A 25,469-nucleotide genomic window follows, 5' to 3' on the forward strand; every position below is an offset into this window, starting at 1 on the left:
CCAGACGGCTCCGCTTTTTTGTGCCCCCATGAATGGTGGGGGAAGGAAGAGGATTATTCCTCTTCCAGTGCCTCAACGGCTTTCTGCAGATCGTCTTTGCTGACTTCTTTGTCTTCGACCTGAGCCAGCTCGACGATGTAGTCGACAACCTTGTCTTCAAAGATCGGCGCGCGCAGTTGCTGTTGCATCTGAGCGTTCTGCTGCACGAACTCAAAGAACTGGCGTTCCTGACCCGGGTACTGACGCGCCTGGTTCATGATTGCCTGAGTCATCTCGGCATCAGACACCTCAACCTCGGCCTTCTGGCCCAGCTCAGCCAGCAGCAGGCCCAGACGCACGCGGCGCTCGGCCAATTTGTTGTGCTCATCGGTGGGCTCGATCGGATCGTGATCGTGGCCTTCGACATCCGGGTTTTCTTCGTGCCACAGCTGATGCGCAATCTGCTTGGCTTCGGCTTCAACCAGCGACGGCGGCAGGTCGAACGAGACTTTCTCGTCCAGCACGTCCAGCAGAGCCCGCTTCATGACAGCGCGCGAAGCACCGGCATATTCGGCTTCCAGACGCTCGGCGATCTGTGCTTTCAGCGCGGCCAGATCCTCGGCACCGAATTTCTTGGCCAGCTCGTCGTCAACCTCAGCCGCGACCGGCTCTTTCACCTCTTTGATGGTGCAGGTGAAAACGGCGTCTTTACCGGCCAGATGCTCGGCACCATATTCTTCGGGGAAGGTGACGTTAACGTCTTTTTCTTCCTCGGCCTTCACACCAACCAGCTGCTCTTCAAAGCCGGGGATGAAGCTGTTCGAGCCCAGAACGAGCGGGTAGTCCTCGGCCGATCCGCCTTCGAACTCTTCGCCGTCAACCTTGCCAACAAAGTCGAACACGATCTGGTCGCCATCTTTGGCTTTGGAGCCTTTACGGCGCGCTTTGAAGTTCTGAGCGGTCTCGGCCAGGTTGTTCAGCGCTTCTTCAACGGCTGCGTCGTCTGCTTTTACAACCAGCTTCTCCAGTTCGACCGACTTCAGGTCGACTTCGGGAATCTCGGGCAACGCCTCATATGACATGGCGACCTCAACGTCGTCGCCTTCTTTCCAGTCCTCATTGGTCATCTTGACCTCGGGCTGCAGCGCAGGACGCTCACCGCTGTCTTCAAAGTGCTTGTTCATCGCACCGTCGATGGTTTCCTGCATCGCTTCGCCCAACAGACGTTGGCCGAACTGCTTTTTCAGCAGAGCCATCGGTACTTTACCTTTGCGGAAACCTTTCATTTCGATTTCCGGCTGCGCTTCGGTCAGTTTCTCATTGACCTTGTCGTCCAGCTCGGCTGCGGTCACAACGATGTTGTAGCCGCGTTTCAGACCTTCGTTCAGCGTCTCGGTAACCTGCATTATGGTAGTCCCCATAGGATTCGGGGCGCGCAAAACGGGCGCGCCGGGCAAATTTGACGCCTTCTATTTGCCCAGCCCCCTACGTGCAAGGGGGCAATGCCTTTATCGGTCCTGTTTTGCCGCCGATTTGAACAAAAAAGCGCCCCGGACCTAACCGGGGCACCTTATTCTCAGACCTTGAAGTTCAGAACTTCCAGAGCGCACCCAGAACCCAAGCCTCGTTCTTTTCGAAATCGACCGTATCGTCGAAATCATGGCTGCGGTACTTCAGGTAGGCATCCGTATTGATGCTGTCGATCCGCTGAACCACCGCGACCCCCCAGGACTTGGTGCTGGATCCTGAGTTCTCAAAGTCCGACCCATCGAAATAGTCGATACCGATCCCGGTCTTGCCCCAGGACACCCAATCGCCCTCATAGGCCAGCTTGGTGTACCAGTAGTCTGGATCGCTGGCCCCTGTCGCCGTGTCATCACGCGACCCGAGCGCCGCCGTAAAGCTGAAACCACTTGGCAACAGGACCGAGGCCGACCCGATCGTGTCCTTCCGCTTGCCCGATCCGTCGTCAAAGTCACGCACAGCGTAAGCGAGACTTGCGGCAAACTCTACGCCATTGGCGAATGTGTTCCCATACGAAAACGCGATGTCGTAATAGTCGTCGTCATCGCTGCTGGACAAGATGTTCTGACCATAGGCAATCGCGGCCGAGAACCCATTGAAATCCGGCGTGTCATAGCGAATGCGCCCGCGGCGCGCGCCGTCAAAGTTACCAGCCGAGTCACCCACGGTGATATCGCTCAGAATGCCATCCGACCCACGGTAGAAAAACGCGCCATTTTCATCGTTGGTGAAGGAATACAGAGCCGTTCCGACATAAGAGAGATCAGTTTCTGCCGCCCCATCCGAAGCCATGCTGCCCTGACCGGCTGAAAACTTGCCGTACCCACCCTTCAGCGAGAAATCGACATGCCGGATATCTTCGCGCGACCAGCCATTGGTGTTGGTCCCGTCCTGATTGGCCGTACCGGTGCTTGGCAGGCCCAAACCGGTTTCAAAGCGGAACATGAATTCATTGCTGCCATATGGCTGCATCAGCCGAAGGCCGACCCGGCTGTTGGACAAATCGTTGTCGAGCAACCGAGTCTCGGTTTCCTCACCATCGTCAACCGAAACGATGACCGGGTCCAATTGACCGTAAAGCAGTACATAACCGCCGGAGTTGTTTTCGTATTTCAGCTCGGCTGCGGCTGGAATTGCCGTGGTCGCAGCCAGTATTGCAGCCATCGAAGACAGTTTAAGTGTGCGGGTCATTTCAATCACCATCCAAGTTCAGGTTTCACGCGCGGCCCAAAGGCGCCGGAAACACGGCAGTAAAAACAGGGGCGGATATCTGCTGGCGGGGCATTCTGCCTTCACTACAGGCAACCCCGAATGCCTTCAGAAACTATATTTATATCAATGCTTTAATTGATCGTGAGACGCGTAATCGACACACCTCCTAACAAATTTCGACACCGCGCTACACATCCTGCAGACATACGCACTGCAACCAGAGCAAACCGACCGCTAAGCATCACCGGATTTGCTGGTGCCATGTCATTCTTTTCTCAAAATACCTAAATATCAAGTTGTTTGAATACCGAGGGTAACTTCTCTGGCAGATCCTCGGCGATCAGACCGGGGCCGAATTGCCGCGCACACTCCACGTGCAGCCATGCTGCCGTCTCGGCAGCTTGCATCGGTTCAAGCCCGCGCGCCAGCAACCCGGCGATATACCCTGCAAGCACATCGCCCGATCCGGCTGTCGCCAGCCAAGGCGCGGCTCTCTCGTAAAGGGCTGAATTGATCGCACATCGCCCATCCGGTGCTGCAATTACTGTATCTGGCCCCTTGAACAGCACAACGCAACCTGTCCGCCTTGCAGCGTCGCGGACGGCGTCGACCTTGGAGTATGCAGGTCCTACATCTGAAACAGCTTTCAATCTCTCGGCAATATCCGGGAAAAGGCGCATAAATTCGCCCCCATGAGGGGTCAATACGCAGCGGTCATGCAATTGGCTATGCAGGCTTTGAGGATCATCGGAAAAAGCTGTCAGCGCATCAGCATCCAACACAACCGACCTCTGCGCCGCCAGTGCAACCGGCGCCAATTTTCGCGCGCGTTCCACCCCCAAACCGGGCCCAAGGCAAAGCGCATTCAATCGCTCATCTGCCAGTATCCCCAGCAGATGATCGGCACCCTCGACTCGTTGCATCATCAGCGCCGTGATTTGGCTGGCCACTTCCATTTGTGCTGAGGGCGGCACGCCCAGCGTCACCAAACCAGCCCCGATCCGCAATGCTCCCCGCCCCGCAAGGCGCGCAGCCCCGGTTTTTCCAGCCCCGCCTGTCAGGACAAATGCGTGACCATGCGCGTATTTATGGCCAGATCCGCCTTTGCAAAGATTTGAAGCTGTTGGCCGCTCTACCGATTGCACGATCTCGGGGCTGTCTGATACGCGGCTCAGCCCGATATCCTTTACGACCAGCCGACCACAGAAAGATGGACCCTCACCCAGAACATGCCCAAGCTTGCGGGAATGAAACGAGACCGTCAGAGCCGAACGCGCGCACCGACGACCATGCGAGGGATACGTGCCACCCAACACTTTACCCGAATCCGAACAAAGACCGGATGGCAAGTCGATCGCCACCGTCCGTGGCGGGATGATTTCCGTCCCCGCGCCCTGCCCTCGCATTTCCCACGCATCTTCTGCGTCATCGTGCAGCCAAAGATGCTCCCACAGAGCCGGATTGTCGATTGGCCGCGCCAACCCGGTTCCAAACAGCGCATCAATGGAAAGATGCGGATGCTGCATCTCCGTCTCAATGGTCTCAGCAAAGCCCAGTGTCCGCCCCTCCCATCGTTCGTAGTTCACCCGCGCATCCGGCGGCAGCTTGGCCGGATCACCAAAGAGAATGACCTCAACCTTCCAACCCAGCTCACGCAGCAGCCGCGCCACCACGAAACCGTCACCGCCATTATTCCCTGGACCGCACAACACCACCGCGCGCAAGGGATCCCCTTCATCTGGCCCCAAATATCTCGGGGAGCGCGAGGGGTTGGCCCCTCGCCCGCGCAACTCTGGCCATTCTTCAAAGATCGCCTCAACAACGCCCTGCCCTGCCCGCTCCATCAATTCCAGGCCGGTAACCTTGCCGGACTCGATCGCCTCTTGTTCGATGGCGCGCATCTGCGCAGCGGTCAGCAATTCCGTCATCTCAACTCCCTCAAGCGATTCAATTTCGATTACTTTTTGTGCACAGCGATCAAAATTTGATCCAACGCCTGATTTCCATGCATCTGACATCGAGCAATACAGCAATCGGATTGCCGCACCATCTTAGACGTGATCAGTGCGATCCAGACAACCATGCAAGGTGAGCCGGAATGAAAAAGATCGAAGCGATCATCAAGCCGTTCAAACTGGACGAAGTAAAAGAGGCGCTGCAGGACGTGGGCGTGCAAGGCCTCAGCGTGATCGAGGTAAAGGGCTTTGGCCGCCAGAAGGGCCACACCGAGCTTTATCGCGGCGCGGAATATGTTGTCGACTTTCTGCCCAAGGTGAAAGTCGAAGTCGTGCTGGACGACGATCAGGTCGACGCCGCAATCGAGGCCATTGTCGGTGCCGCAAAGACCGACAAGATCGGCGACGGCAAGATTTTTGTCTCACCCGTCGAACAAGCCATTCGCATCCGTACCGGTGAGACCGGTTCGGAAGCCCTGTAACGCACCATCTTCAAATCAGAGGAATCAAAAGAATGAGCAAGGACGCAGTTCTTCAGCTGATCAAGGACGAAGACGCCGAATACGTCGATGTCCGTTTCACCGACCCGCGCGGCAAGCTGCAGCACGTCACACTGATGGCCGATCAGGTTGACGAAGACTTTCTGGAAGAAGGCTTCATGTTCGACGGTTCGTCCATCGCGGGCTGGAAGTCGATCGAAGCCTCCGACATGAAGCTGATGGTCGACACCAACAGCGCTTATGTCGATCCGTTCTACGCGGAAAAAACCATCTGCGTGCACTGCTCGGTTGTTGAGCCCGACACCGGCGAAGCCTATGAGCGTGACCCGCGCGGAACTGCTCAGAAGGCCGAAGCATACCTGAGAGCATCGGGTATCGGCGACGTTGCTTACATGGGGCCCGAAGCTGAGTTTTTCCTGTTCGATGATGTCCGTTTCTCTAACAGCATCAACAAGGTATCTTACGAAGTTGATGCAACCGACGCGTCGTGGAACACCGACACCGAGTACGAGATGGGCAACATGGGCCACCGTCCTGGCGTCAAAGGCGGTTACTTCCCAGTCAACCCGATCGACGAGAGCCAGGACCTGCGCTCGGAAATGCTGTCGACCATGAAGCGTCTGGGCATGAAGGTCGACAAGCACCACCACGAGGTTGCGTCCTGTCAGCACGAGCTGGGCTTGATCTTCGACAGCCTGACCAAGCAGGCAGACGAGTTGCAGAAATACAAGTACGTCATCCACAACGTTGCACATGCCTACGGCAAATCGGCCACCTTCATGCCGAAGCCGATCGCAGGTGACAACGGCACTGGCATGCACGTGAACATGTCGATCTGGAAAGATGGCAAGCCGCTGTTTGCAGGCGACAAATACGCTGACCTGTCGGATGAGGCGCTGTACTTCATTGGCGGTATCCTGAAGCACGCCAAGACCCTGAACGCCTTCACCAACCCGGCGACCAACAGCTACAAGCGTCTGATCCCCGGTTTCGAAGCCCCTGTTCTGCGCGCCTATTCGGCTCGTAACCGCTCGGGTTGTGTCCGTATTCCGTGGACCGAAAGCCCGAAAGCCAAGCGCGTCGAGGCCCGCTTCCCCGATCCGGCCGCGAACCCCTACCTGGCGTTTGCCGCGCTGCTGATGGCTGGTCTGGACGGCATCAAGAACAAGATCGATCCGGGCGAAGCCATGGACAAGAACCTGTACGATCTGCCTGCTGAAGAACTGGCCGACATCCCGACCGTTTGCGGCTCGCTGCGTGAGGCTCTGGAAGCTCTGGCATCCGATCACGACTTCCTGCTGCAGGGCGACGTGTTCACCAAAGACCAGATCGACGGCTACATCGCGCTGAAGATGGAAGAGGTCGAAACCTACGAGCACACTCCGCACCCTGTAGAATACGGCATGTACTACAGCTGCTGATTAAGAATTTTCTGCGAAAATTCTCAGAGGGGCGCCCATCGGGCGCCCCTTTTTTCGACGGGGTTTGACGGATTGCGGCTGATCTTCCACACTTGGATCATTGCACCCTGCGGAGAATACATATGACCGCCAGCGACGCCCGATTTGCCGAATTTTCAGATTTCGTAACTTCACCCGAAGACTTGGAACGCATCTGCGGACAGCCGCTGCCCCAGATCATCGATAAAGAGTTGTCTGGACTAGATCAGATGTGTCGCGATTTCATCGAAACCTCTCCGTTCTGTCTGATCGCCTCTGCCAACCCGGAGGGGCATCTCGATATTTCTCCACGCGGCGATCCGCCCGGGTTTGTTCAGGTACTGTCAGACTCTCTGATCGCCATTCCGGACCGGCCCGGGAACAAACGTGTAGATACGTTTCATAATGTGCTGCAAGACCCCAGGGTCAGCGTGATATTCTTTGTTCCCGGAAAAATGGAAACGCTGCGCCTGCGCGGCAAGGCGCGCATATGTGCGGATCCCAAACTACTGCAATCGATGGCAGTGAATGCGCACGCGCCCAAGCTTGCGCTTTTGATCCATGTTGAGACTGTTTTCGCGCATTGCCCCAAATGCGTTATCCGCGCAAATCTCTGGCAGCCAGAGAACTGGCCGAATTCCTCCAACTTGCCGAATATGAACGCAATGATGGTCAAGCATGCCAAGATCAAGCAGACGCCGGACGAATGGTTTGAAAGCCTGAAAGCCGCCGGAGAACTGGATCTTTATTAACCCGTCGCACCGGCGGTCAACGCGTTCTGCACTTTCAATTTACCCAAACGGATAGGTCTTATGCTTCGCCCGCTTCTACTGACACTCGCACTGATCACACCCGGACTTGCCTTCTCGGCCACGTGTGGCAACACCAGCGCTGGCTTCGAAGCCTGGAAACAGGATTTCGCGAAACAGGCCAAACGCGCAGGCGTCAAAAAGAAAGGCCTGCAAGCGCTGGCCCAAACCCAGTACCAAACAAGAACGATCGCGGCCGACCGCAACCAGAAAAGCTTCAAGTATTCATTGGACAAGTTCATGCAGGTGCGTGGCGCAAACACGATCATCGCGCAGGGGCGCAAACGCAAAGCCCGCAACCCGCAATTCTATGCGGCGCTAGAGAAACAATACGGCGTGCCGGCGGGCGTCCTGATCGCCATCCACGGCATGGAAACCGGGTTCGGTGGCTTTATGGGCGATAGTCCGGTTGTGTCAGCAATCACCACTCTGGCCTATGATTGTCGCCGATCCGAATTCTTTATCCCTCATGCCATCGGAGCACTCAAACTGGTGGATCAGGGTAGTATCACGATGGCGACAAAAGGGGCAAAACATGGCGAGTTGGGTCATACACAGTTCCTGCCGGGCAATGCCTTGACCTATGGTGTCGACGCCACCGGAGACCGTCAGGTCGACTTCTACAACATGACCGATGCCCTGGCCTCGACCGCAAATTTTCTTCGTAAGAAAGGGTGGAAACCCGGCAAAGGCTATCAACCGGGCGAGCCGAATTTTGCAGTCATCAAGCAGTGGAATGCGGCCTCGGTCTACCAGCAATCCATCGCAATTATGGCATGGCGAATCGATAACTAATCTTGCCCGACGACCGACATCGCTGAACCTGATTTCAGCCACATTCTTGCCACAGACATTAAGGCACCCCCTTAGTTTCTTGGTTTCCAAAGCGTAATCAATTCCGGAAAAATCTGACTTTTCTCCCGTTTCGTCAAAATTTGCCCTACATCCGCGGTTAATCTGTCGTGAGGAATATTACGGCAAAGGAACAAGCTGTGACCGCAAAGCACATGTATCATGGTGGTCTGCAATTCAACGGCACCACAGATGGCGCGCTTGAGCGCTTTTGTGATGTCGTGAAGACTACGCTTGAAGACTATGGGCATCTGGTCGAGCGCAAGACCCTGCTGAGCACCTCTGAGGCCAGTATTGTCACCAGCCAGTATCTCGTGCGTCTTACGTTGGATTCAGCGCCCGTCGAGGCCGAGCATTCGCGTCACGTACGCATGGACCGCGCTGCCGGGCTGAAGACACTGAAACGGCCCGTCGTATCATTGCCGAGCAACAGGCTGACGATCACGATTTGCCCGGTATCTGCCCTTCTGGATGACAGCGAGATTAGCGAACTTATGCTTGTCGTCATCCTCTATCGCATGGTCGACATCTGTTCGACCCAGCGTGTCGAGTGGTTGTCCCCCAAGACGGTTTTGACGATCGAACAGTTTCTTGGGGCATTTGATTCAATCGCGCCGCGTAAACCCCGGGATCGAAAGCAGATTTTCGACTCCATCAGCGGGCGGTTTGCCGGACTTGATCTGCCTGATCCCGATGAGGTGATGGACGAACCCAGAACCACCAAACCCCGTCCCATCCAGCTGAGCGATGAGCAACTGCTCAGCATCGCATTCCGCACTGAACCCGAGGCGCCGGTCACTGTGCAGGATTCTCCCGCTTCTGTCGATGAAACGGAGAAACCCAACGATATTCTAAGGCTCACCAGTTGGGGCATGACAGGTGCTGTCGCTAGCGTCTCGGCCCCGATTGCGATTTCCCTGGCCGCCGTGAACCTGATCCGGGGTGAAGACTTCCGCCTTAATACGCAGGTACTGGCCTTTACGATGGCGATTTTCGGGTTGCACTCAACCAACGCCTTCGCCGAGGTCGCGACCGCCTTGGGCATCTAACAGAATTACCGAAGACCCTCCTTGGAAGCCCCGCCATCAGGCGGGGTTTTCCATTTTCAGGAAGCGGTCAGCCAACAGAACATATGTATGGATCGAGAAGACGACCGCCTGCGTCTGCGGCAGACGCAGCAGGATCTGACGCTCGTTGCGCAGATATCGGGCCCTGTCGCGATCCCGGATCCTGCGCGGCTCTTGATTGCTGCGAGGCTGAAACAGCTCGGCATCGTGATACCACAGCGTATTGAACCGCCAGAGGGGACGACCCACTTGAATGCCATCGAATAACCGCTGCACCCGCCTGGCGATATTCGCGTCGTATGCGTCAACCTCCCCATGAATCGCAATCAACGGGTGCATGAATTTCTCGGACAGCGTCCAGCTTGCGGGAAAGCACAGGATGGCTCCGGTCAAGACATGCTCGTCACCCTGTTTCTGCAGGATACAGAAATCCTCCTGCACCAATTGGCAAAGTATTTCCAACGGCTTTGATCTGTCTATCGTGATCTGCACGCCATCGGGGCGGCATACCTGTTCGGCAGAGCCCGGATAGGTCTGCCGCAATACAAGATCGAGCAACTCTTGTGCCGGGGCCAATGCCTCGGGGCTTTGCGCCAGAACATCCGCCTTGTGCTCTGCCAGAAGCGCTCCGCGCCGCTGCATCTGACCCGCAAAGGCATCATCCCGCAGCAGCCAGTGGTCGGGATCAGCCGGGCGTATGCCGGGTAACGGATTCGGAGCCAGAGGGTCGTAAGGGATGTCTCGTTGCAAAATCGCTGTCATGTCAGAGGCATAACATCCCTTGCCAACCCTGTCGGTCAAAAAGCGACCCGCTTTCAGTCGCAAACCTTAAAGACGAGGTGAAACTTGCTTTGCAGTGTGACCAGACCAACAGAGAGGCCCGCCCCGTGAACAGCCCATATCGCGATACCCGCAAGATTGACCCGACCAAAGGCGCCACCCTTGGGGATGGAACCCCCAACGACAACGACCGGATCGAGATCGGGCCGACCCAGTTGGCGTTTGATGAATGGGCTGCGGCCGGGTTAAGCCTGCCAAACCTAGAACGCATGCGCGAGTATCGCTGGAAACGGCTAACCCAGGGGATTGTGGATCGCGGTTGGGGCGGTGTTTTGCTGTTTGATCCGCTCAACATCCGCTACGCAACCGACAGCACCAATATGCAGTTGTGGAACACTCATAACCCGTTCCGGGCCGTGCTGGTGTGCGCAGACGGATATATGGTGATCTGGGACTACAAGAACTCCCCGTTTCTGTCGAAATTCAACCCGCTCGTGCGTGAGCAGCGCTCGGGTGCGGACCTGTTCTATTTTGATCGCGGCGACAAGATCGACATTGCTGCTGATGTATTCTCGAACGAGGTGCGGGTGCTGATCGAGGAACATGGCGGCGCCAACAAACGGCTGGGCGTGGACAAGATCATGCTGCACGGTTTGCGCGCACTTGAAGCGCAGGGGTTTGACGTCATGGAGGGTGAAGAACTCACCGAAAAGACCCGCGCCGTGAAAGGGCCGGACGAGATCCTCGCCATGCGCTGCGCCAGTCATGCCTGTGAGACTGCCGTTGCGGAGATGGAACGGTTTGCGCGTGCCAATGTGGGCGATGGAAAGACATCTGAAGATGATATCTGGGCCGTCCTGCACGCAGAAAACATCCGGCGCGGCGGCGAATGGATCGAGACCCGCCTGCTGGCCTCGGGCCAGCGTACTAATCCCTGGTTTCAGGAATGCGGTCCGCGGATCACACGCCAGAATGAGATCATCGCCTTTGATACAGACCTGATCGGGTCCTACGGTATTTGTGTCGATATCTCGCGCACGTGGTGGATCGGCGATCAGAAACCCCGCGCTGACATGATCTATGCGATGCAGCACGCGCATGAACACATCATGACCAATATGGAAATGCTGAAGCCCGGCGTCACGATCCCGGAACTGACTGCCAATGCCCACCGGCTGGACGACAAGTTCCAGGCTCAGAAATACGGCTGCCTGATGCATGGGGTCGGCTTGTGTGATGAATGGCCCCTTGTCGCCTATCCGGACAAAGCGGTCGAGGGTGCATACGACTACCCGCTCGAACCGGGCATGGTGCTGTGCGTCGAAGCCGCCGTGGGCGAAGTTGGCGGAGATTTCTCGATCAAGCTAGAAGATCAGGTCCTGATCACCGAAGATGGTTATGAGAACCTGACCAAATACCCGTTCGACGCACAGCTTATGGGACTGGAATAGAGGTTAACGATCCCGTCCCCAATCTGAACGTTTGACATTACCGTGCCAGTCCTCTGGTGCCGACACGACGGTTTGCTGAGATTCGAAAAGCGGCCAGTTCTGCCCGAGGGCAAAGCCGATTGCGCCCGTCAGGAGGATTGCAAACAATACTCCGGGGCGCACAGTTGGTCTTGGTGTAACTATGGGTGCATGTGCCATTTTAGCCTCCGATATTTGAACCAGTGATGGCTAAGAGGTAGGCGCCCCACATACATTAGTAAAATGAATGTTTATTTGATGTATCATCACAACCAATGATGTATGTTCAGTTTTCATGAGACACGACGGACCCGCGATCCGGCGCAGGTTTTGGTGTCAAATCCTCACCTTACCGTGACGCTTCTGACATAAGGGTTGAGCGAACCGCCCGCAGCACACAGTATTGGCGTGATCCCAACACCAAGGAACACCCATGCCCACCGAACGCATCACCTTTGCCGGTCACGACGGCAGTCAATTGGCCGCGCGCCTCGATCTGCCGGATGGGCCCGTGCTGGCAACGGCGCTGTTTGCGCATTGTTTCACCTGCTCCAAAGACATCCCGGCAGCGCGACGTATTTCTGCTCGCCTGGCCGCAATGGGCATTGCTGTACTGCGGTTCGACTTTACCGGGCTCGGCCATTCGGGCGGAGAATTCGCGAACACCACCTTCACCTCAAACGTTGAGGACCTCATCGCAGCGGCACAGTATCTCGCAGGGCGCGATATGGCCCCTGCACTGCTGATCGGCCATTCACTTGGCGGGGCCGCCGTGCTGCGTGCCCGCGCTGGCATCCCCTCGGTTAAGGCAGTGGTCACATTGGGCGCGCCCGCCGATCCCGGCCATGTCTCGCACCATTTTGAAGCTGCCCTGCCCGAGATTGAGGCGGAAGGCAGCGCCGAAGTGTCTCTGGGTGGACGGCCTTTCCGTATCGGAAAGGCGTTCGTGGACGACATTTCACAAACCGCATTGTCGCCGGCCATTGCCGAGCTGAAAGCAGCCCTGCTGATCCTGCATGCCCCGCGGGATGAGACTGTCAGCATCGACAATGCCAGCACCATCTTTCTGGCGGCGAAACATCCGAAAAGCTTTGTAACGCTCGACGATGCTGACCACCTGATCACCCGCGCAGAGGATGCCGACTATGCGGCCGACGTAATCGCGGCCTGGGTATCTCGCTACGTCAAGCTCTGCCCGCCCGCGCCTCCACCCGGTGCGCCAGAGGGCGTCGTGCGCGTAACCGAGGCTGATCCGTCGGGATTTCTGCAGGACATCCAATCCGGTCCGCGTCATCACGCCGTGGCGGACGAGCCGGCCTCTTATGGAGGCACGGATCGCGGCATGTCGCCCTATGGTTTTGTATCTTCTGGCCTCGGGGCCTGCACCTCGATGACGATCCGCATGTATGCGCGCCGCAAGCACTGGCCGCTGACCGGAATTACCGTCGATGTCTGCCACAACAAGGTGCATGCGCAGGACGCGGGGCTTGCCAGTGAGGGCAAGGTTGATCTGTTCCGCCGCAAGATCCGGCTTGAGGGGCCGCTTGACGCCGATCAGAAAGCCAAGCTGATGGAGATTGCGGACAAATGCCCTGTCCACCGGACCCTGGAAGGATCGGCACGGATCACGACCGAATTGCTCGACTAACGCCTTGCGCATCGGCCATCAAGGCGCTGCCGTGCAGTTGCTTTCGGATTAGCGCCTCCGTGGTGACGGGCGGTGGATCGGAGGTCTTGCCACCGGAGGGCGCGCCACGGGCGGGCGCGGACGCGCAGGCGGTTTGGCGATCGGAGGCTTTGGCCGCTGCGGAGGTTTTGAAACAGGCGGCTTTGGGCGATCGGGCCGCTCAGGCCGATTGATGTCCACGTCAACATTCACGTCACGATTATGATAATAGTCGTTCCACAGCATCGAGTCATAAAACGGGTCATACCCGTACCCAACGCCAATTGTGACGCCGTCGCAGGCCGAAAGGGAAAGGGTCGACAAGCCGAGGCCCAGAGCCAGAGCGGATCGTTTGATAAGTTTGCGTGTCATCCGAACCTCCGTCACTGCAATGACCGGAAGGACGAGAAGATGTCGTTCAGATCGTCCACATAAGCCGGATTGGCCCCATCTCGCAGGATCGCCACCGCGACTGCGACACGGCCCTGCGGCAGATCAATGATCGTCGCGGTGAAATTCACTCCGCGTCCTTCACGCGAACCAGAGCCCCGGATCACCCGAGCAGGAAGTCCGCCTATACGAGTATCGCTGGTGCTGGTAACCGTTGGGTCGTTGACCAGAAACTTGTCGATATCGTCCAGATAGCGGATGCCACCCTGAATATCGGATACTCCGGCGGGTGAGACGAAGCCCATCCAGACGTTATCATCCGTGACCGGCTTGATTCCCATAACCCGTGCAACGGCACGGGCATCACCCAGTTCGGTGTCTTCGATCTCGCGCAGACCACCGGTTCGAACGGCCCAGAAATCGGGTACATTAAAGCGGAATAGTGCTCGCCCATCATCAGTATATGTTACCGGAGTTTCAGCCAGTGCAGCGCCTGCGAACCACAATGCGCCACACAGCGCGAGCGCTGACTTTAGTCGAATACGCATATCTCAATAGCCTAATGATTTCTCAAGGCTCAGATTGACCCGCCCTGCCCGCTCTTGTCCAGCATGACGTTGTCGCCGCAATAAAAAACCCGCATCCGAAGCACTCGGACGCGGGTTTGGATCTTAGCAAAAGGCGTAGGATCAGGTGCGGGCGTCGCCGACCAGTTTCCAAACAGCCGGGATCAACAGTGCGGCCAGAGCCAGCTTGATCGCGTCACCCAGCAGGAAGGGTGTGAGGCCCCATTCCAGGATTGGCTTGTCCCAGCCATAAAGCTGACCCAGCCACAGCAAGCCGGGCACATAGATCAGCACGTTCGCCAGAACCAGTGCCAGCGCCAGCTTGCCAACCGAACGGTCCCAGCCACGCGCGGCCAGAGCACCCAAAGCCAATGTCGCCAGAACATAACCGACCAGATAGCCGCCCGTGCCACCCATCATGTATGTCAGACCGAATTTCTCGGCCGACGAACCGGCGAACACATCAAAGCCCAGCGCGCCAACCAGCAGGTAACCCAGCATGGTGATCAGGCCCAGGCGCGCGCCATAAGCGGTGCCGATGGTCAGCACGGCAAAGGTGCCCATAGTGATCGGAACCGGCCACATCGGTACTTTGATTTTTGCAGCAACTGCCAGAGCAACGATGCCCAGAGCAACCAGTACAACCTGTTTGACGCGTAGCGCTGTCCCCTCGCGCGGGCCAATCGCATTGGCCAATACGTTCGCATTCATTTTGTTCTCTCCACTTGCGGATCTCTTTGCGCATGCAGCAATGCAGATTCTGGGCCTCTACTGCAAGATGATTACGCTATCGCCGCGTATATTTGGTCTCCATTTCATAGGATTTTCGCGGTCCGGACACGCTCCAACGAACTTTCCAGTGCGGCCACCCTGAGAAATCATATAATGCATCATAGCTGTCGGGCGGGCAATCGTGGTGGTCCTCGGCCCGGTCCTGCCCCAGTTTCAGAGCATGAAAATAGCGATCATCATCGAAATGGATCGCTATCTGGTCGCCCGCTTCGCGCCATAGGTAACGGCGCGTGCCTGTCATTTCAGGTTGGTCGGGAATACGCAGCGTGACGGTCTCATCATAAAGCAATGCACCCCCTTCGCGCCGAAAAACGGCGTTTCCATCGGCGTGAACCAGTTGCCCTGCCCGGTCGTCCCGGATCAGCCGATCAAGGCTCCAGCGTCCTTCGAAGTCAGAAAGAGATGCAGGCAAGGTCATTCGATATAGGTTCCATCGGTTATCCCGCCCGATTTGTCGACAAACCGGATCGTATCGCCGCGTTGGTGGACGTCATAACAGGCCCAAAGCTCGGATGGTGGCCAGATCGAACAATATTGATCCCCACGTACAGCCCAGCGCCCCGTACTTGGACGACCCGAGAAATACCGGGATTGCATGGAACCCTCGAAGATTTGCCAGATACCTGCGCCATATTCGAGCTTCCTGTCAGTCAACGCCCGCAATATCTCATCGCCCGTGAGCGCGCGAAACTCTTCCGCCGCCAATATACCCGGCCAGAGCAACAAAATCAGGGCAAACCGTCTCATCCCGGCACTCGCATCTTGTTCCCTCGTGCGCACGCGGCTAAACCCCGCGCCAACGCCTCATCCCAATCACAAAAAGGTGCTGCCGCCAATGATTCCCCGCTATTCCCGCCCTGACATGGTCGCTATCTGGTCGCCCGAGGCCAAATTCCGCATCTGGTATGAGATCGAGGCCCATGCCTGCGATGCTATGGCCGATCTGGGCGTGATCCCGCGCAAAAACGCCGAGGCGGTGTGGAAAGCCAAGGACGTGGAATTTGACGTCGCCCGCATCGACGAGATCGAGGCCGTCACCAAACACGATGTCATCGCTTTCCTGACCCATCTGGCCGAGCATGTGGGCAGTGAAGAAGCCCGTTTTGTGCATCAGGGCATGACCAGTTCGGACGTTCTGGACACCTGCTTCAACGTGCAGCTGACCCGCGCTGCGGACATCCTGATTACCGATCTCGAAGGTCTACTGGCTGCTCTCAAGCGTCGCGCCATCGAACATAAGAACACCGTCCGTATTGGCCGCAGCCACGGCATCCACGCCGAGCCGACCACGATGGGCCTGACCTTTGCCCGTTTCTATGCCGAGATGGACCGCAACCTGTCGCGCATGCGCGATGCCCGCGCTGAAATCGCCACCGGAGCGATCAGCGGCGCAGTTGGCACCTTCGCGAATATCGATCCGCACGTCGAAGAGCATGTCTGCGACAAGTTGGGGCTGGTCCCCGAGCCGATCAGCACGCAGGTCATCCCGCGTGACCGCCACGCGGCGTTCTTTGCCACGCTGGGCGTGATCGCCAGCAGCATCGAGAACATTGCCATCGAAATCCGCCACATGCAGCGGACCGAGGTGCTGGAAGGGGCGGAATTCTTCTCGATGGGCCAAAAAGGCTCGTCAGCCATGCCACACAAGAAAAATCCGGTACTGACCGAGAACCTGACCGGCCTAGCGCGTATGGTGCGTGCGGCCGTGATCCCAGCGATGGAGAACGTGGCGCTCTGGCACGAACGCGATATCTCGCATTCGTCGGTCGAACGGATGATCGGGCCGGACTCCACGATTACGCTGGATTTTGCGCTGGCCCGTTTGACCGGCGTAATCGACAAGATGCTGATCTTCCCCGAGAACATGCTGGAGAACATGAACAAGTTCCCCGGCCTTGTGATGAGCCAGCGCGTCCTGCTGGCGCTGACACAGGCAGGGGTCAGCCGGGAAGACGCCTATGCCATGGTTCAGCGCAACGCGCTGAAGGTTTGGGAACATCGCACCGATTTCAAAGAAGAACTGCTGGCAGACCCCGACGTCACCGCCGCGCTGAGCCCCGAGGAAATCGAAGAGAAATTCGATCTCGGCTATCACACCAAGCATGTCGACACGATTTTTGAACGGGTCTTCGGCGAATAAACGCGCAAAACCCCGAAAATATGGCCCGGCCTGCTCAAACGCAGGTCGGGCCTTTTTACGAATACGCGAAAATCGGTTATGATGCGGTGATAATCTCTGCGAAAGGGACAGATCATGATCCGAACCGCTCTTTGCACCATCGCCCTTGTTTGCTTGGCCTCTGCTGGCATTGCATGCAGTAACTCTACCAAACAAACCCAATCCTGCGCCGAAGGCTCGGTCTGGGATCAGGAAGCGCAAAGCTGCACAAAAATCGTGAACAGCTGAAGACGTTCTTTCCTGTTTGTGAATAAATGCGACCCGTCCGGTGTTAGCTTTTCTGAAGAACGCACTATGATTTCAAGAAGCAGCCCCGAGAACGGAGACAAATTATGCGCTTAGTCCTTGCATCCGCAATTGCATTTCAGGCATTTGCCTTTGCCCCCATGGTTCACGCCGCAGGCGGCGGTGACAGCAGCCCTCCCAAACCGACCAACACCACCAAGAAATGCCTGTTTGGCCGCGTATATGACGAGGCGGCTGGACGGTGTGTAAAACCCAACAGAACCAACTTTACCGAAGATAAATTGTATGATGCGGTGCGTGAACTGGCCTATGACGGGCAATATGAAAACGCTCAGAGCATTCTCCGCATCATGGATCAGGAGGATGACCGGGTTCAGACCTATTGGGGATTTACCTACCGCAAGATGGGTGAATTGGAACTGGCCAATGCCTTCTATCAGAAGGCCATCGACGCTAACCCCGACAACATCCTGGCCCGCAGCTACATGGCGCAGGGCTTTGTCGCCGAAGGCAAGACCGAGCTGGCCATTGCACAATGGCGCGAGATCAAGGCACGCGGCGGCGAGGGCACCTGGGCCGAAGCCTCCTTGCGCGAAGCCATTCGTACTGGGCTGACCTATAGCTACTAAGCTTCAGGGTTTCTTTACCCGACTCTCCTTATTCTGCCTGCAACGCGAACTTGGCATTGCAGGCAGATGCAGGACACACACGCATTGGTACAAAGGGCGCCGGGCGCCCAACCCCCGCTCTCCGATCAGGATGATGGGGCAGATCGGATTGTGCCCCGCCAGCTCAGCAACCGGGAAAAAGCAGCGGTTGTGGTTCGGTTGCTCCTGAACGAAGGCGCCGACATCCCGCTTGAGGAACTACCCGATCCATTGCAGGAGAAACTGACCCATCAATTGGGGCAGATGGGCCTTGTTGATCGGATAACACTGGCCGCCGTGGCGCAGGAGTTCGTGGATGCGCTGGATGGCGTTGGCCTGTCCTTTCCGCATGGATTGGCCGGGGCTTTGGACGCGGTGAATGGCAAGATTGCTCCGGCAACCGCCGCGCGGCTCCGCAAAGTGGCCGGAGTGCGACAGGTTGGCGATCCATGGCAACGCTTGCGCGAGGTGCCCCCGGAAGAGCTGGCCGAAATGGCCAAGGCGGAAAGCACCGAGGTGGCAGCGGTGATGCTGTCAAAGCTTGAAACTGCCACGGCAGCACAGATCCTCGGTCACCTGCCCGGCCCAACGGCACGCCGGATCACATATGCGGTTTCGAAAACCGCGAACGTGACGCCGGAAGCGGTGGAACGCATCGGGTGGTCTCTGGCCGCGCAACTGGACCAGCGCCCCACTCCGGCCTTTCGCGATGGCCCCGGCGCGCGGGTTGGCGCGATCCTCAATCAGTCAGCGGCGGCCACACGCGACGGTTTGCTGTCTGCGCTGGACGAAGAGGATGCAGATTTTGCCAGTGTAGTTCGGCAATCGATCTTCATATTTGCTCATATTCCCAAGCGTATTCAGCCGCGTGATATTCCTGTAATCCTGCGCGCAGTGGAACAGCCCGTCCTTGTGACCGCCTTTGCAGGCGCAAGCACCGAAGACGACGCGGCGGCGGTTGAGTTTATCCTGTCCAACATATCTTCTCGGATGGCCGACAATCTGCGCGAAGAGATGGCAGATCGCGGCAAGGTCAAACAAGCCGAAGCGGAAGAGGCGATGACACAGATCGTTGCCGCCATCCGTTCCTTGCTGGACGAAGGTGCCATTACTCAGATTGAGACTGAGGAGGAGGACGCCTAGCCCCACTTGTGATCAAAGAACGGGGCCTGTATGTCTGATCGCGCAATTCACAACGCCCAGGTGCCCTTCCCCATGCCCGTCGAAAAGTCGGAACTGAGCCGATTTGAGCTTGGAAAATACTATGTCGCCAACCTGTTCCTGAAAGGGGTGATCGGCGGCATGCGTATGCTGCCCTATGAACGGCGCATTGGCGCGATGGGGGCCTTAACCAGCTGGCTTGCACCCTTGGTGGGCTTCCGCACACGTGTGCGGCGCAACCTGAAGCTCACCTGCCCTGAACTGCCCGAGGATGAGGTCAAACGCATCTGCCGGGCGGTGCCTGACAATGCCGGGCGGGCGATCATGGAGCATTTCTCGGCCGATGGTTTCATCGACCGTCAAAGCAAGGCCAAGATCTCGGGGCCGGGTGTCGAGGCTTTTGACAAGGCCGTTGTCGAAGGGCGTCCAGTGATGATGATCACCGCGCATTTCGGGCATTACCTAGCGGCACGTGTCGCACTGCAAGCGCGCAGCGGCCAGCCGATCGGCTGCCTCTATCGCCGCATGGCCAACCCCTATTTCAACGAGATGTATGTGGATGCTTTCTATCAGACTGGCGCGCCCATGTTCGAACAAGGCCGTCGCGGCATGGTCGAGATGGTCCGCTCGCTGAAGAAAGGCGGCATCATCGCGATTGTGTCAGACCTCCATGCCCATGGCGGTGAAGAGCTGACTTTCTTTGGCAAACCCGCCGTGACTTCGGTCCTGAATGCTGAGTTGGCGATCAAATACAAGGCGGTGCTGATCCCCTGCTATGCGGTGCGCCAACCCAATGGCATTGATTTTGAGATCGTGTTGCACGATCCGGTGCACCATACCGATCCCAAGACCATGACCCAATTCACCAATGACGATCTGGAAGCGATGGTACGGCAGCACATGGGGCAATGGTTCTGGATTCACCGCCGCTGGAAAGCGTGGAAGAAACTTGGGGTGCAACCTCAGGATATGCCCTGATCACTTCACACGCGTTGCAGCGACGATTGGCCCATGACCCGCGCGTTGGATCAACACGACCGCAGGCAGGTCAGATGCGAGCGATACCTTGAATTCCTGCGGTGCCACACCATCCCAGTGCCCGGCGATCTGCCAGTTTTCCACCACATTGGCGTAGTCCAGCTCATACCCTGCAAGTTCACCGCGCCGGATCGAAGCGTGGCGCATCGGAGAATACTGCACGACGCGCACCTCATAGGTCTGGCCAGCGGGAAGCTCGACCGGGGTGACGTCCACCACCACATCTTCGCCTGTACGTGTCGCGCTCACTTCAGCCTCGGGCGCGGCCGTCAGGTGGGCGTTGATCAGACGATTCAATTCGCCTGCTTTGGCCCCCACAACATCCTGCTGTCCATTCACCACCATCTGCGGCGTATAGATCATGGTTCGCCCGCCTTCGCGCGCGTAAGCCCGCTGACGTTCCGTATGCGCGGGGCTGGCATATTCGTCCTTCCAGCCGATGTAATCCCAATAATCCACATGCAAGGCCAACCCGATGACGTCATCGCGCTGCGCCAGTTCCTGCATGATCCGATCCGCCGGCGGGCAGGACGAGCAGCCCTGCGACGTAAACAGCTCAACCACCACCGGATCGGCTTCCGCCACGGCTGCGGTCGTAAAGAAAGATGAGGCAATCGCGGTCAGGGCGGCTGTTCTGAGCATGAAATCTCTCGGTCTGAGTGGTCTTATTAAAGATCTAAACCGGAATCACCTGAACCACCAATCAAGGTTTCTTGAGACTATTTTGGCAAAATTTCGCGAAAATGTGTGCAATGGTATACAAAAATTGCCGCAGGCGGCCTGTTGGACCTTGAACCGAAAGCAAACGTCATGCAGATACCCCTCAGCGAATCCCATATTCCACGTCATTTGAGAGGGAGGCCATAAGATGCCCATCAAAGTCGGACAGGATACCGCCAAGACACGCCGCAGCCTGAGCGTGAATGGCAAGTCCATTTCCTATTACTCGATCCCCGCCGCGCAAGAGGCCGGTCTGGGCGATTTCTCGAAACTCCCGGCCGCGCTGAAAGTGGTGCTGGAGAACATGCTGCGGTTCGAGGATGACGGTTTTTCGGTCTCGGTCGACGATATCAAAGCCTTCGGCGAATGGGGCGCGAATGGCGGTAAAAACCCGCGCGAGATTGCATACCGCCCTGCCCGCGTTCTGATGCAGGATTTTACCGGCGTGCCTGCCGTGGTCGATTTGGCCGCGATGCGCGACGGCATCAAGGGTCTGGGCGGCGACGCGCAGAAAATCAACCCGCTGAACCCAGTTGATCTGGTCATCGACCACTCGGTCATGATCGACGAGTTCGGCAACCCGCGCGCATTCCAGATGAATGTGGACCGCGAATATGAGCGCAACATGGAACGCTACCAGTTCCTGAAATGGGGCCAGAACGCGTTCAACAACTTCCGCGTTGTGCCCCCCGGCACCGGTATCTGCCACCAGGTGAACCTGGAATATCTGGCCCAGACCATCTGGACCGACACCGACCAGAGCGGTGAAGAGGTCGCCTACCCCGATACGCTGGTCGGCACCGACAGCCACACCACCATGGTTAACGGCATGGCCGTTCTGGGTTGGGGCGTCGGCGGGATCGAGGCCGAGGCGGCGATGCTTGGTCAGCCGATCTCGATGCTGATCCCGGAAGTTATTGGTTTTGAGCTGACTGGCGCGATGGTCGAAGGCACCACCGGCACAGATCTCGTGTTGAAGGTCGTCGAGATGCTGCGCGAAAAGGGCGTGGTCGGTAAATTCGTCGAATTCTACGGCGAAGGTCTGGACCGTCTGCCGCTGGCCGACCGTGCGACCATTGCAAACATGGCCCCGGAATATGGCGCGACCTGTGGTTTCTTCCCGATCGACAACGAAACGCTGCGTTACCTGCGCAACACCGGTCGTGATGAAGACCGTATCGCGTTGGTCGAAGCCTATGCGAAAGAGAACGGCTTCTGGCGCGGCGCGGACTATGCGCCGATCTACACCGACACCCTGTCGCTGGACATGGGCACCATTGTCCCCGCGATCTCGGGCCCGAAACGCCCGCAGGACTATGTTGCGCTGACCGACGCCAAGGCCGCTTTCACCAAGGAAATGGAGGAGACTTTCAAGCGTCCCATGGGCAAAGAAGTCGCCGTCAAAGGCGAAGACTACACCATGGAATCGGGCAAGGTCGTAATCGCTTCGATCACCTCGTGCACCAACACATCGAACCCCTATGTGATGATCGGCGCCGGTCTGGTGGCGCGCAAAGCCGCCGCTTTGGGTCTGAACCGCAAGCCTTGGGTCAAAACCTCGCTGGCACCGGGATCGCAGGTTGTGTCTGCCTATCTTGAGGCGGCGGATCTGCAGGAAGATCTGGACAAGATCGGCTTCAACCTCGTGGGTTATGGCTGCACCACCTGTATCGGTAACTCGGGTCCGATCCAGCAAGAGATCTCGGAAGCGATTGCCGAGGGCGATCTGGTTGCCACTTCGGTTCTGTCGGGCAACCGGAACTTTGAAGGCCGCATCTCGCCCGATGTGCGCGCCAACTATCTGGCCTCGCCGCCGCTGGTCGTGGTCTATGCGCTGGCCGGTACGCTGGATATTGACCTGACTTTGGAACCGATCGGTCAGGACAAGGACGGCAACGATGTCTACATGAAAGACATCTGGCCGACGGCACAGGAAGTCGCTGAGCTGGTCGAACAGACCGTGACCCGCGAGGCATTCCAGTCGAAATATGCCGACGTCTTCAAAGGTGACGAGAAATGGCAGGGTGTCGATGTTCCGCAGCAGGAGACCTATGACTGGCCTGCGACATCGACCTACATCCAGAACCCACCCTATTTCCAGGGCATGGGGGCCGAACCGGGAACGATCTCGAACATCGAAGGTGCCAAGGTTCTGCTGATCCTGGGGGACATGATCACCACTGACCACATCTCGCCCGCTGGTTCGTTCGCGACGACCACACCCGCCGGTAAGTATCTCACAGATCGTCAGGTTCAACCGCGGGAGTTCAACTCGTATGGCTCGCGCCGTGGCAACCACGAGATCATGATGCGCGGCACCTTCGCCAATATCCGCGTCAAGAACGAGATGCTGGACGGCGTTGAAGGCGGCTACACCAAAGGCCCCGATGGCGCGCAGACTTCGGTCTACGAAGCGTCGATGGCCTATCAGGAACAGGGCACTCCGTTGGTCGTCTTTGGCGGCGAACAGTACGGTGCAGGTTCCTCGCGTGACTGGGCGGCCAAAGGCACTGCGCTGCTGGGCGTCAAGGCCGTGATCGCCGAAAGCTTTGAGCGTATCCACCGCTCGAACCTGGTTGGCATGGGCGTCATCCCGTTCGAGTTCACAGGCGGTGACACACGCAAGTCGCTGGGCTTGAAAGGTGATGAGACCGTATCGATCCACGGGTTGGACTCGGTTGAGCCGCTGCAGGAAGTTCCCTGCACCATCGTTTATGGCGACGGCACCGAGAAGACGATCACGCTGAAGTGCCGTATCGATACCGCACCCGAGATCGAGTACATCGAAAACGGCGGCGTGCTGCAGTATGTGTTGCGTAACCTCGCAAAAGCATCGTAACGCAACTGCGTCATATCAAATCCGAACCCCCGGCCTAGCGTCGGGGGTTTTTTGTTTTCTGGCCATTAATTCAAAAATCTGAAACTGTTAGGAGAGGTCACCTACGGACGCCATCCGCCATGAAAAAACCCAACGCCCTGCTGGTCTGCTCGCTCAGCGTTATTGCTGTGATCGGTATCTGGGGTGTCATCGACATCCAGAGTTTGGTGACCTGGGCCAATGGTATCGTACAGCAAACTTTCCACAGTCGTGGCTGGTTTGTGATGCTGGCTGCCTCGGGCATGTTGATCGGGTGCCTGGTTCTGGCATTTTCTCCGTATGGCAAGATCCGTCTAGGCCGAGATGATGAAGAGCCTGAATTCTCAACCGCCACATGGATTTCAATGCTGTTTTCCGCCGGAATGGGCGTTGGTCTACTGTTCTGGGCGGTCGCCGAGCCGCTGACCCATTTCAACTTCATCTCGGGCATGGCCCCCGACTATGTCGCCGCGCAGCAGGCGATGTTAGCAACGAATTTCCACTGGGGCCTGCACGCATGGGCCATTTACGGCTCGACCGCGCTGACTATCGCCTATTTCAGCTTTCGGCGCGGGACGGGCATGATGGTCAGTGCTCCGATCAAAAGCCTGTTTCCCGGCGAACTTTGGGCCGAGCGTGTCGGGTGGCTGTCGGATTTCATGGCCATAGTTGCCATTGCCATCGGTGTCGGTGGCTCGATGGCAATGGGCGTGTTTCAGGTGGCAGACGGGATCGCGGTTCTGGGCGGTCAGGAAACGGTCGGAGCCCTTTTGATCGGCCTCGTCTTTCTAGCCATGGTCGCAGCATATATCCCGGCGCTGCTGATCGATCTGGGTCAGGGCATGGCGCGTTTGTCCAATGCTGCCATGCTGATCGCAATATGTTTGGTTTCTTACACGGTGATCCTCGGTCCGACCGAATATCTTCTGAATACAGTGGTTCAGGGATTTGGCGACTACATCACCAATGTCATCCCACGCGGCTTTCAGACCTTCACTTTCTTCGGCGATGACGTCGCCAAATGGTTCAGCGACTGGACCCTTACCTACATGGTCTGGTGGATCGCCTGGGGGCCATTTGTGGGCGTGTTCGTTGCGCGGATCTCACGCGGTCGAACCATACGAGAATTCGTGATCGGGGTGCTTTTCGCACCCACGCTGTTCTCGATCTTCTGGTTTGGCGCCTTTGGCGGCATCGGCCTGTTCGAGGCCCTCAACGGCGCCGGAGAGCTGTTGGTCTACACGCAAACGAACATTGAACGGGTGACCTTCGCCCTGCTCGACCGCCTGCCCCTGTCGTTGATCACGACGTTGGCAACCGTAGCAGCAGCGTTTCTGTTCATCGTGACCAGCGTCGTAAGCGCGGCTTTTGTTCTGGGCACATTCTCGACCGATGGGGACGAAAACCCACCCCCGCGCGTGCGCCTGATCTGGGGCGCATTGCTGGGTCTGTTGAGCGTGGCGATGATCCTGTCCGGGTCGGTGAATTCGGTGAAAATCCTGATCTCACTCGGGGCGTTACCCTTTGTGTTCATCTCAGTCCTGCTGATGGTCTGCCTGTTCCGAGGGTTACGGGAGGAGGGCCAGAACCATGCTGATCGGTGATCTGACAGATACCCTGA

At 57.5% G+C, this 25,469-nt stretch carries 24 protein-coding genes; 14 read left to right on the top strand and 10 right to left on the bottom strand.

Annotated elements, in window-relative coordinates; genetic code table 11:
• Positions 1-53 precede the first annotated feature (53 nt).
• The 3 genes from tig to ACR0IV_RS06520 all read right to left on the bottom strand — a co-directional run bounded on the left by tig (position 54) and on the right by ACR0IV_RS06520 (position 4,643).
• Complete coding sequence (gene tig, locus ACR0IV_RS06510) at positions 54-1,385, bottom strand: trigger factor (protein WP_480657327.1); 1,332 nt, start codon at positions 1,383-1,385, stop codon at positions 54-56.
• A 184-nt stretch (positions 1,386-1,569) separates the two neighbouring features.
• Positions 1,570-2,694, bottom strand: coding sequence for a porin (locus ACR0IV_RS06515; protein WP_480657326.1), 1,125 nt, complete (start codon positions 2,692-2,694; stop codon positions 1,570-1,572).
• Positions 2,695-2,999: 305 nt separating this feature from the next.
• Positions 3,000-4,643, bottom strand: a complete 1,644-nt coding sequence (locus ACR0IV_RS06520) for an NAD(P)H-hydrate dehydratase (protein WP_480657325.1) — start codon at positions 4,641-4,643, stop codon at positions 3,000-3,002.
• Between the two features lie 170 nt (positions 4,644-4,813).
• Between ACR0IV_RS06520 and ACR0IV_RS06525 the strand changes: the two genes are divergently transcribed.
• From ACR0IV_RS06525 to ACR0IV_RS06545, 5 genes are all read left to right on the top strand, one after another.
• Complete coding sequence (locus ACR0IV_RS06525) at positions 4,814-5,152, top strand: P-II family nitrogen regulator (RefSeq protein ID WP_480469443.1); 339 nt, start codon at positions 4,814-4,816, stop codon at positions 5,150-5,152.
• Positions 5,153-5,184: 32 nt separating this feature from the next.
• Positions 5,185-6,591, top strand: a complete 1,407-nt coding sequence (gene glnA / locus ACR0IV_RS06530) for a type I glutamate--ammonia ligase (protein ID WP_480657324.1) — start codon at positions 5,185-5,187, stop codon at positions 6,589-6,591.
• Between the two features lie 122 nt (positions 6,592-6,713).
• The gene (locus ACR0IV_RS06535; protein WP_480657323.1) at positions 6,714-7,361 is read left to right on the top strand and encodes an MSMEG_1061 family FMN-dependent PPOX-type flavoprotein; all 648 of its coding nucleotides are present in this window, start codon (positions 6,714-6,716) and stop codon (positions 7,359-7,361) included.
• A gap of 60 nt (positions 7,362-7,421) precedes the next feature.
• A complete protein-coding gene (locus ACR0IV_RS06540) occupies positions 7,422-8,213 on the top strand; it encodes a lytic murein transglycosylase (RefSeq protein ID WP_480657322.1) in 792 nt (263 codons plus the stop codon).
• A gap of 197 nt (positions 8,214-8,410) precedes the next feature.
• Positions 8,411-9,319, top strand: a complete 909-nt coding sequence (locus ACR0IV_RS06545) for a hypothetical protein (protein WP_480657321.1) — start codon at positions 8,411-8,413, stop codon at positions 9,317-9,319.
• A 36-nt stretch (positions 9,320-9,355) separates the two neighbouring features.
• Here ACR0IV_RS06545 and ACR0IV_RS06550 read toward each other — a convergent pair whose 3' ends face one another.
• The gene (locus ACR0IV_RS06550) at positions 9,356-10,099 is read right to left on the bottom strand and encodes a heme-dependent oxidative N-demethylase family protein (RefSeq protein WP_480657320.1); all 744 of its coding nucleotides are present in this window, start codon (positions 10,097-10,099) and stop codon (positions 9,356-9,358) included.
• A 125-nt stretch (positions 10,100-10,224) separates the two neighbouring features.
• On the opposite strand from ACR0IV_RS06550, the gene dddP reads away from it, so the two are divergent.
• Both dddP and ACR0IV_RS06560 read left to right on the top strand, forming a co-directional pair.
• Positions 10,225-11,568: a dimethylsulfonioproprionate lyase DddP gene (gene dddP, locus ACR0IV_RS06555; RefSeq protein WP_480657319.1), complete on the top strand. Its 1,344-nt coding sequence runs from the start codon at positions 10,225-10,227 to the stop codon at positions 11,566-11,568.
• 451 nt (positions 11,569-12,019) lie between these two features.
• A complete protein-coding gene (locus ACR0IV_RS06560) occupies positions 12,020-13,234 on the top strand; it encodes a bifunctional alpha/beta hydrolase/OsmC family protein (RefSeq protein WP_480657318.1) in 1,215 nt (404 codons plus the stop codon).
• 48 nt (positions 13,235-13,282) lie between these two features.
• Here ACR0IV_RS06560 and ACR0IV_RS06565 read toward each other — a convergent pair whose 3' ends face one another.
• The 5 genes from ACR0IV_RS06565 to ACR0IV_RS06585 all read right to left on the bottom strand — a co-directional run bounded on the left by ACR0IV_RS06565 (position 13,283) and on the right by ACR0IV_RS06585 (position 15,747).
• Positions 13,283-13,624 (bottom strand): hypothetical protein, encoded by a 342-nt coding sequence (locus ACR0IV_RS06565; RefSeq protein ID WP_480469435.1) that lies wholly within the window; start codon positions 13,622-13,624, stop codon positions 13,283-13,285.
• An 11-nt stretch (positions 13,625-13,635) separates the two neighbouring features.
• Positions 13,636-14,190 (bottom strand): hypothetical protein, encoded by a 555-nt coding sequence (locus ACR0IV_RS06570; protein WP_480657317.1) that lies wholly within the window; start codon positions 14,188-14,190, stop codon positions 13,636-13,638.
• A 141-nt stretch (positions 14,191-14,331) separates the two neighbouring features.
• A complete protein-coding gene (locus ACR0IV_RS06575) occupies positions 14,332-14,919 on the bottom strand; it encodes a biotin transporter BioY (protein WP_480657316.1) in 588 nt (195 codons plus the stop codon).
• A gap of 76 nt (positions 14,920-14,995) precedes the next feature.
• On the bottom strand, positions 14,996-15,418 hold the full coding sequence (locus ACR0IV_RS06580; RefSeq protein ID WP_480657315.1) for a DUF6314 family protein: 423 nt from the start codon (positions 15,416-15,418) through the stop codon (positions 14,996-14,998).
• Entirely contained in the window at positions 15,415-15,747 is a 333-nt protein-coding gene (locus ACR0IV_RS06585; protein WP_480469431.1) for a hypothetical protein, read from the bottom strand. The genes ACR0IV_RS06580 and ACR0IV_RS06585 overlap by 4 nt, the downstream gene beginning before the upstream one ends.
• Before the next feature lie 88 nt (positions 15,748-15,835).
• On the opposite strand from ACR0IV_RS06585, the gene purB reads away from it, so the two are divergent.
• From purB to ACR0IV_RS06610, 5 genes are all read left to right on the top strand, one after another.
• Positions 15,836-17,140 carry an adenylosuccinate lyase gene (purB, locus tag ACR0IV_RS06590; RefSeq protein WP_480469430.1) on the top strand — a complete coding sequence of 435 codons (1,305 nt, stop codon included), beginning with the start codon at positions 15,836-15,838 and terminating at the stop codon, positions 17,138-17,140.
• 114 nt (positions 17,141-17,254) lie between these two features.
• Entirely contained in the window at positions 17,255-17,407 is a 153-nt protein-coding gene (locus ACR0IV_RS06595) for a chitin-binding domain-containing protein (protein ID WP_480469429.1), read from the top strand.
• Between the two features lie 104 nt (positions 17,408-17,511).
• Positions 17,512-18,054, top strand: coding sequence for a tetratricopeptide repeat protein (locus ACR0IV_RS06600; RefSeq protein ID WP_480657314.1), 543 nt, complete (start codon positions 17,512-17,514; stop codon positions 18,052-18,054).
• 66 nt (positions 18,055-18,120) lie between these two features.
• Positions 18,121-19,215 (top strand): flagellar motor switch protein FliG, encoded by a 1,095-nt coding sequence (locus ACR0IV_RS06605; protein ID WP_480657313.1) that lies wholly within the window; start codon positions 18,121-18,123, stop codon positions 19,213-19,215.
• Positions 19,216-19,287: 72 nt separating this feature from the next.
• Entirely contained in the window at positions 19,288-20,211 is a 924-nt protein-coding gene (locus tag ACR0IV_RS06610) for a lysophospholipid acyltransferase family protein (RefSeq protein ID WP_480658544.1), read from the top strand.
• Here ACR0IV_RS06610 and ACR0IV_RS06615 read toward each other — a convergent pair whose 3' ends face one another.
• Positions 20,212-20,913: a DUF1223 domain-containing protein gene (locus ACR0IV_RS06615; RefSeq protein WP_480657312.1), complete on the bottom strand. Its 702-nt coding sequence runs from the start codon at positions 20,911-20,913 to the stop codon at positions 20,212-20,214.
• A gap of 226 nt (positions 20,914-21,139) precedes the next feature.
• Here ACR0IV_RS06615 and acnA point away from each other — a divergent pair, with 226 nt between their 5' ends.
• Together acnA and ACR0IV_RS06625 are read left to right on the top strand one after the other, a co-directional pair.
• A complete protein-coding gene (acnA, locus tag ACR0IV_RS06620; protein WP_480657311.1) occupies positions 21,140-23,830 on the top strand; it encodes an aconitate hydratase AcnA in 2,691 nt (896 codons plus the stop codon).
• A 119-nt stretch (positions 23,831-23,949) separates the two neighbouring features.
• Positions 23,950-25,452 (top strand): BCCT family transporter, encoded by a 1,503-nt coding sequence (locus ACR0IV_RS06625; protein ID WP_480657310.1) that lies wholly within the window; start codon positions 23,950-23,952, stop codon positions 25,450-25,452.
• Positions 25,453-25,469 lie beyond the last annotated feature (17 nt).

It is taken from the genome of Ruegeria sp. C2, assembly GCF_056537765.1.

Coding starts and splice junctions, on each gene's coding strand:
- tig (WP_480657327.1), bottom strand. CDS start 1,385: ATGCAGGTTACCGAGACGCTGAACGAAGGTCTGAAACGCGGCTACAAC.
- ACR0IV_RS06515 (WP_480657326.1), bottom strand. CDS start 2,694: ATGACCCGCACACTTAAACTGTCTTCGATGGCTGCAATACTGGCTGCG.
- ACR0IV_RS06520 (WP_480657325.1), bottom strand. CDS start 4,643: ATGACGGAATTGCTGACCGCTGCGCAGATGCGCGCCATCGAACAAGAG.
- ACR0IV_RS06525 (WP_480469443.1), top strand. CDS start 4,814: ATGAAAAAGATCGAAGCGATCATCAAGCCGTTCAAACTGGACGAAGTA.
- glnA (WP_480657324.1), top strand. CDS start 5,185: ATGAGCAAGGACGCAGTTCTTCAGCTGATCAAGGACGAAGACGCCGAA.
- ACR0IV_RS06535 (WP_480657323.1), top strand. CDS start 6,714: ATGACCGCCAGCGACGCCCGATTTGCCGAATTTTCAGATTTCGTAACT.
- ACR0IV_RS06540 (WP_480657322.1), top strand. CDS start 7,422: ATGCTTCGCCCGCTTCTACTGACACTCGCACTGATCACACCCGGACTT.
- ACR0IV_RS06550 (WP_480657320.1), bottom strand. CDS start 10,099: ATGACAGCGATTTTGCAACGAGACATCCCTTACGACCCTCTGGCTCCG.
- ACR0IV_RS06560 (WP_480657318.1), top strand. CDS start 12,020: ATGCCCACCGAACGCATCACCTTTGCCGGTCACGACGGCAGTCAATTG.
- ACR0IV_RS06565 (WP_480469435.1), bottom strand. CDS start 13,624: ATGACACGCAAACTTATCAAACGATCCGCTCTGGCTCTGGGCCTCGGC.
- ACR0IV_RS06570 (WP_480657317.1), bottom strand. CDS start 14,190: ATGCGTATTCGACTAAAGTCAGCGCTCGCGCTGTGTGGCGCATTGTGG.
- ACR0IV_RS06575 (WP_480657316.1), bottom strand. CDS start 14,919: ATGAATGCGAACGTATTGGCCAATGCGATTGGCCCGCGCGAGGGGACA.
- ACR0IV_RS06580 (WP_480657315.1), bottom strand. CDS start 15,418: ATGACCTTGCCTGCATCTCTTTCTGACTTCGAAGGACGCTGGAGCCTT.
- ACR0IV_RS06585 (WP_480469431.1), bottom strand. CDS start 15,747: ATGAGACGGTTTGCCCTGATTTTGTTGCTCTGGCCGGGTATATTGGCG.
- purB (WP_480469430.1), top strand. CDS start 15,836: ATGATTCCCCGCTATTCCCGCCCTGACATGGTCGCTATCTGGTCGCCC.
- ACR0IV_RS06595 (WP_480469429.1), top strand. CDS start 17,255: ATGATCCGAACCGCTCTTTGCACCATCGCCCTTGTTTGCTTGGCCTCT.
- ACR0IV_RS06600 (WP_480657314.1), top strand. CDS start 17,512: ATGCGCTTAGTCCTTGCATCCGCAATTGCATTTCAGGCATTTGCCTTT.
- ACR0IV_RS06605 (WP_480657313.1), top strand. CDS start 18,121: ATGCAGGACACACACGCATTGGTACAAAGGGCGCCGGGCGCCCAACCC.
- ACR0IV_RS06610 (WP_480658544.1), top strand. CDS start 19,288: ATGCCCGTCGAAAAGTCGGAACTGAGCCGATTTGAGCTTGGAAAATAC.
- ACR0IV_RS06615 (WP_480657312.1), bottom strand. CDS start 20,913: ATGCTCAGAACAGCCGCCCTGACCGCGATTGCCTCATCTTTCTTTACG.
- acnA (WP_480657311.1), top strand. CDS start 21,140: ATGCCCATCAAAGTCGGACAGGATACCGCCAAGACACGCCGCAGCCTG.
- ACR0IV_RS06625 (WP_480657310.1), top strand. CDS start 23,950: ATGAAAAAACCCAACGCCCTGCTGGTCTGCTCGCTCAGCGTTATTGCT.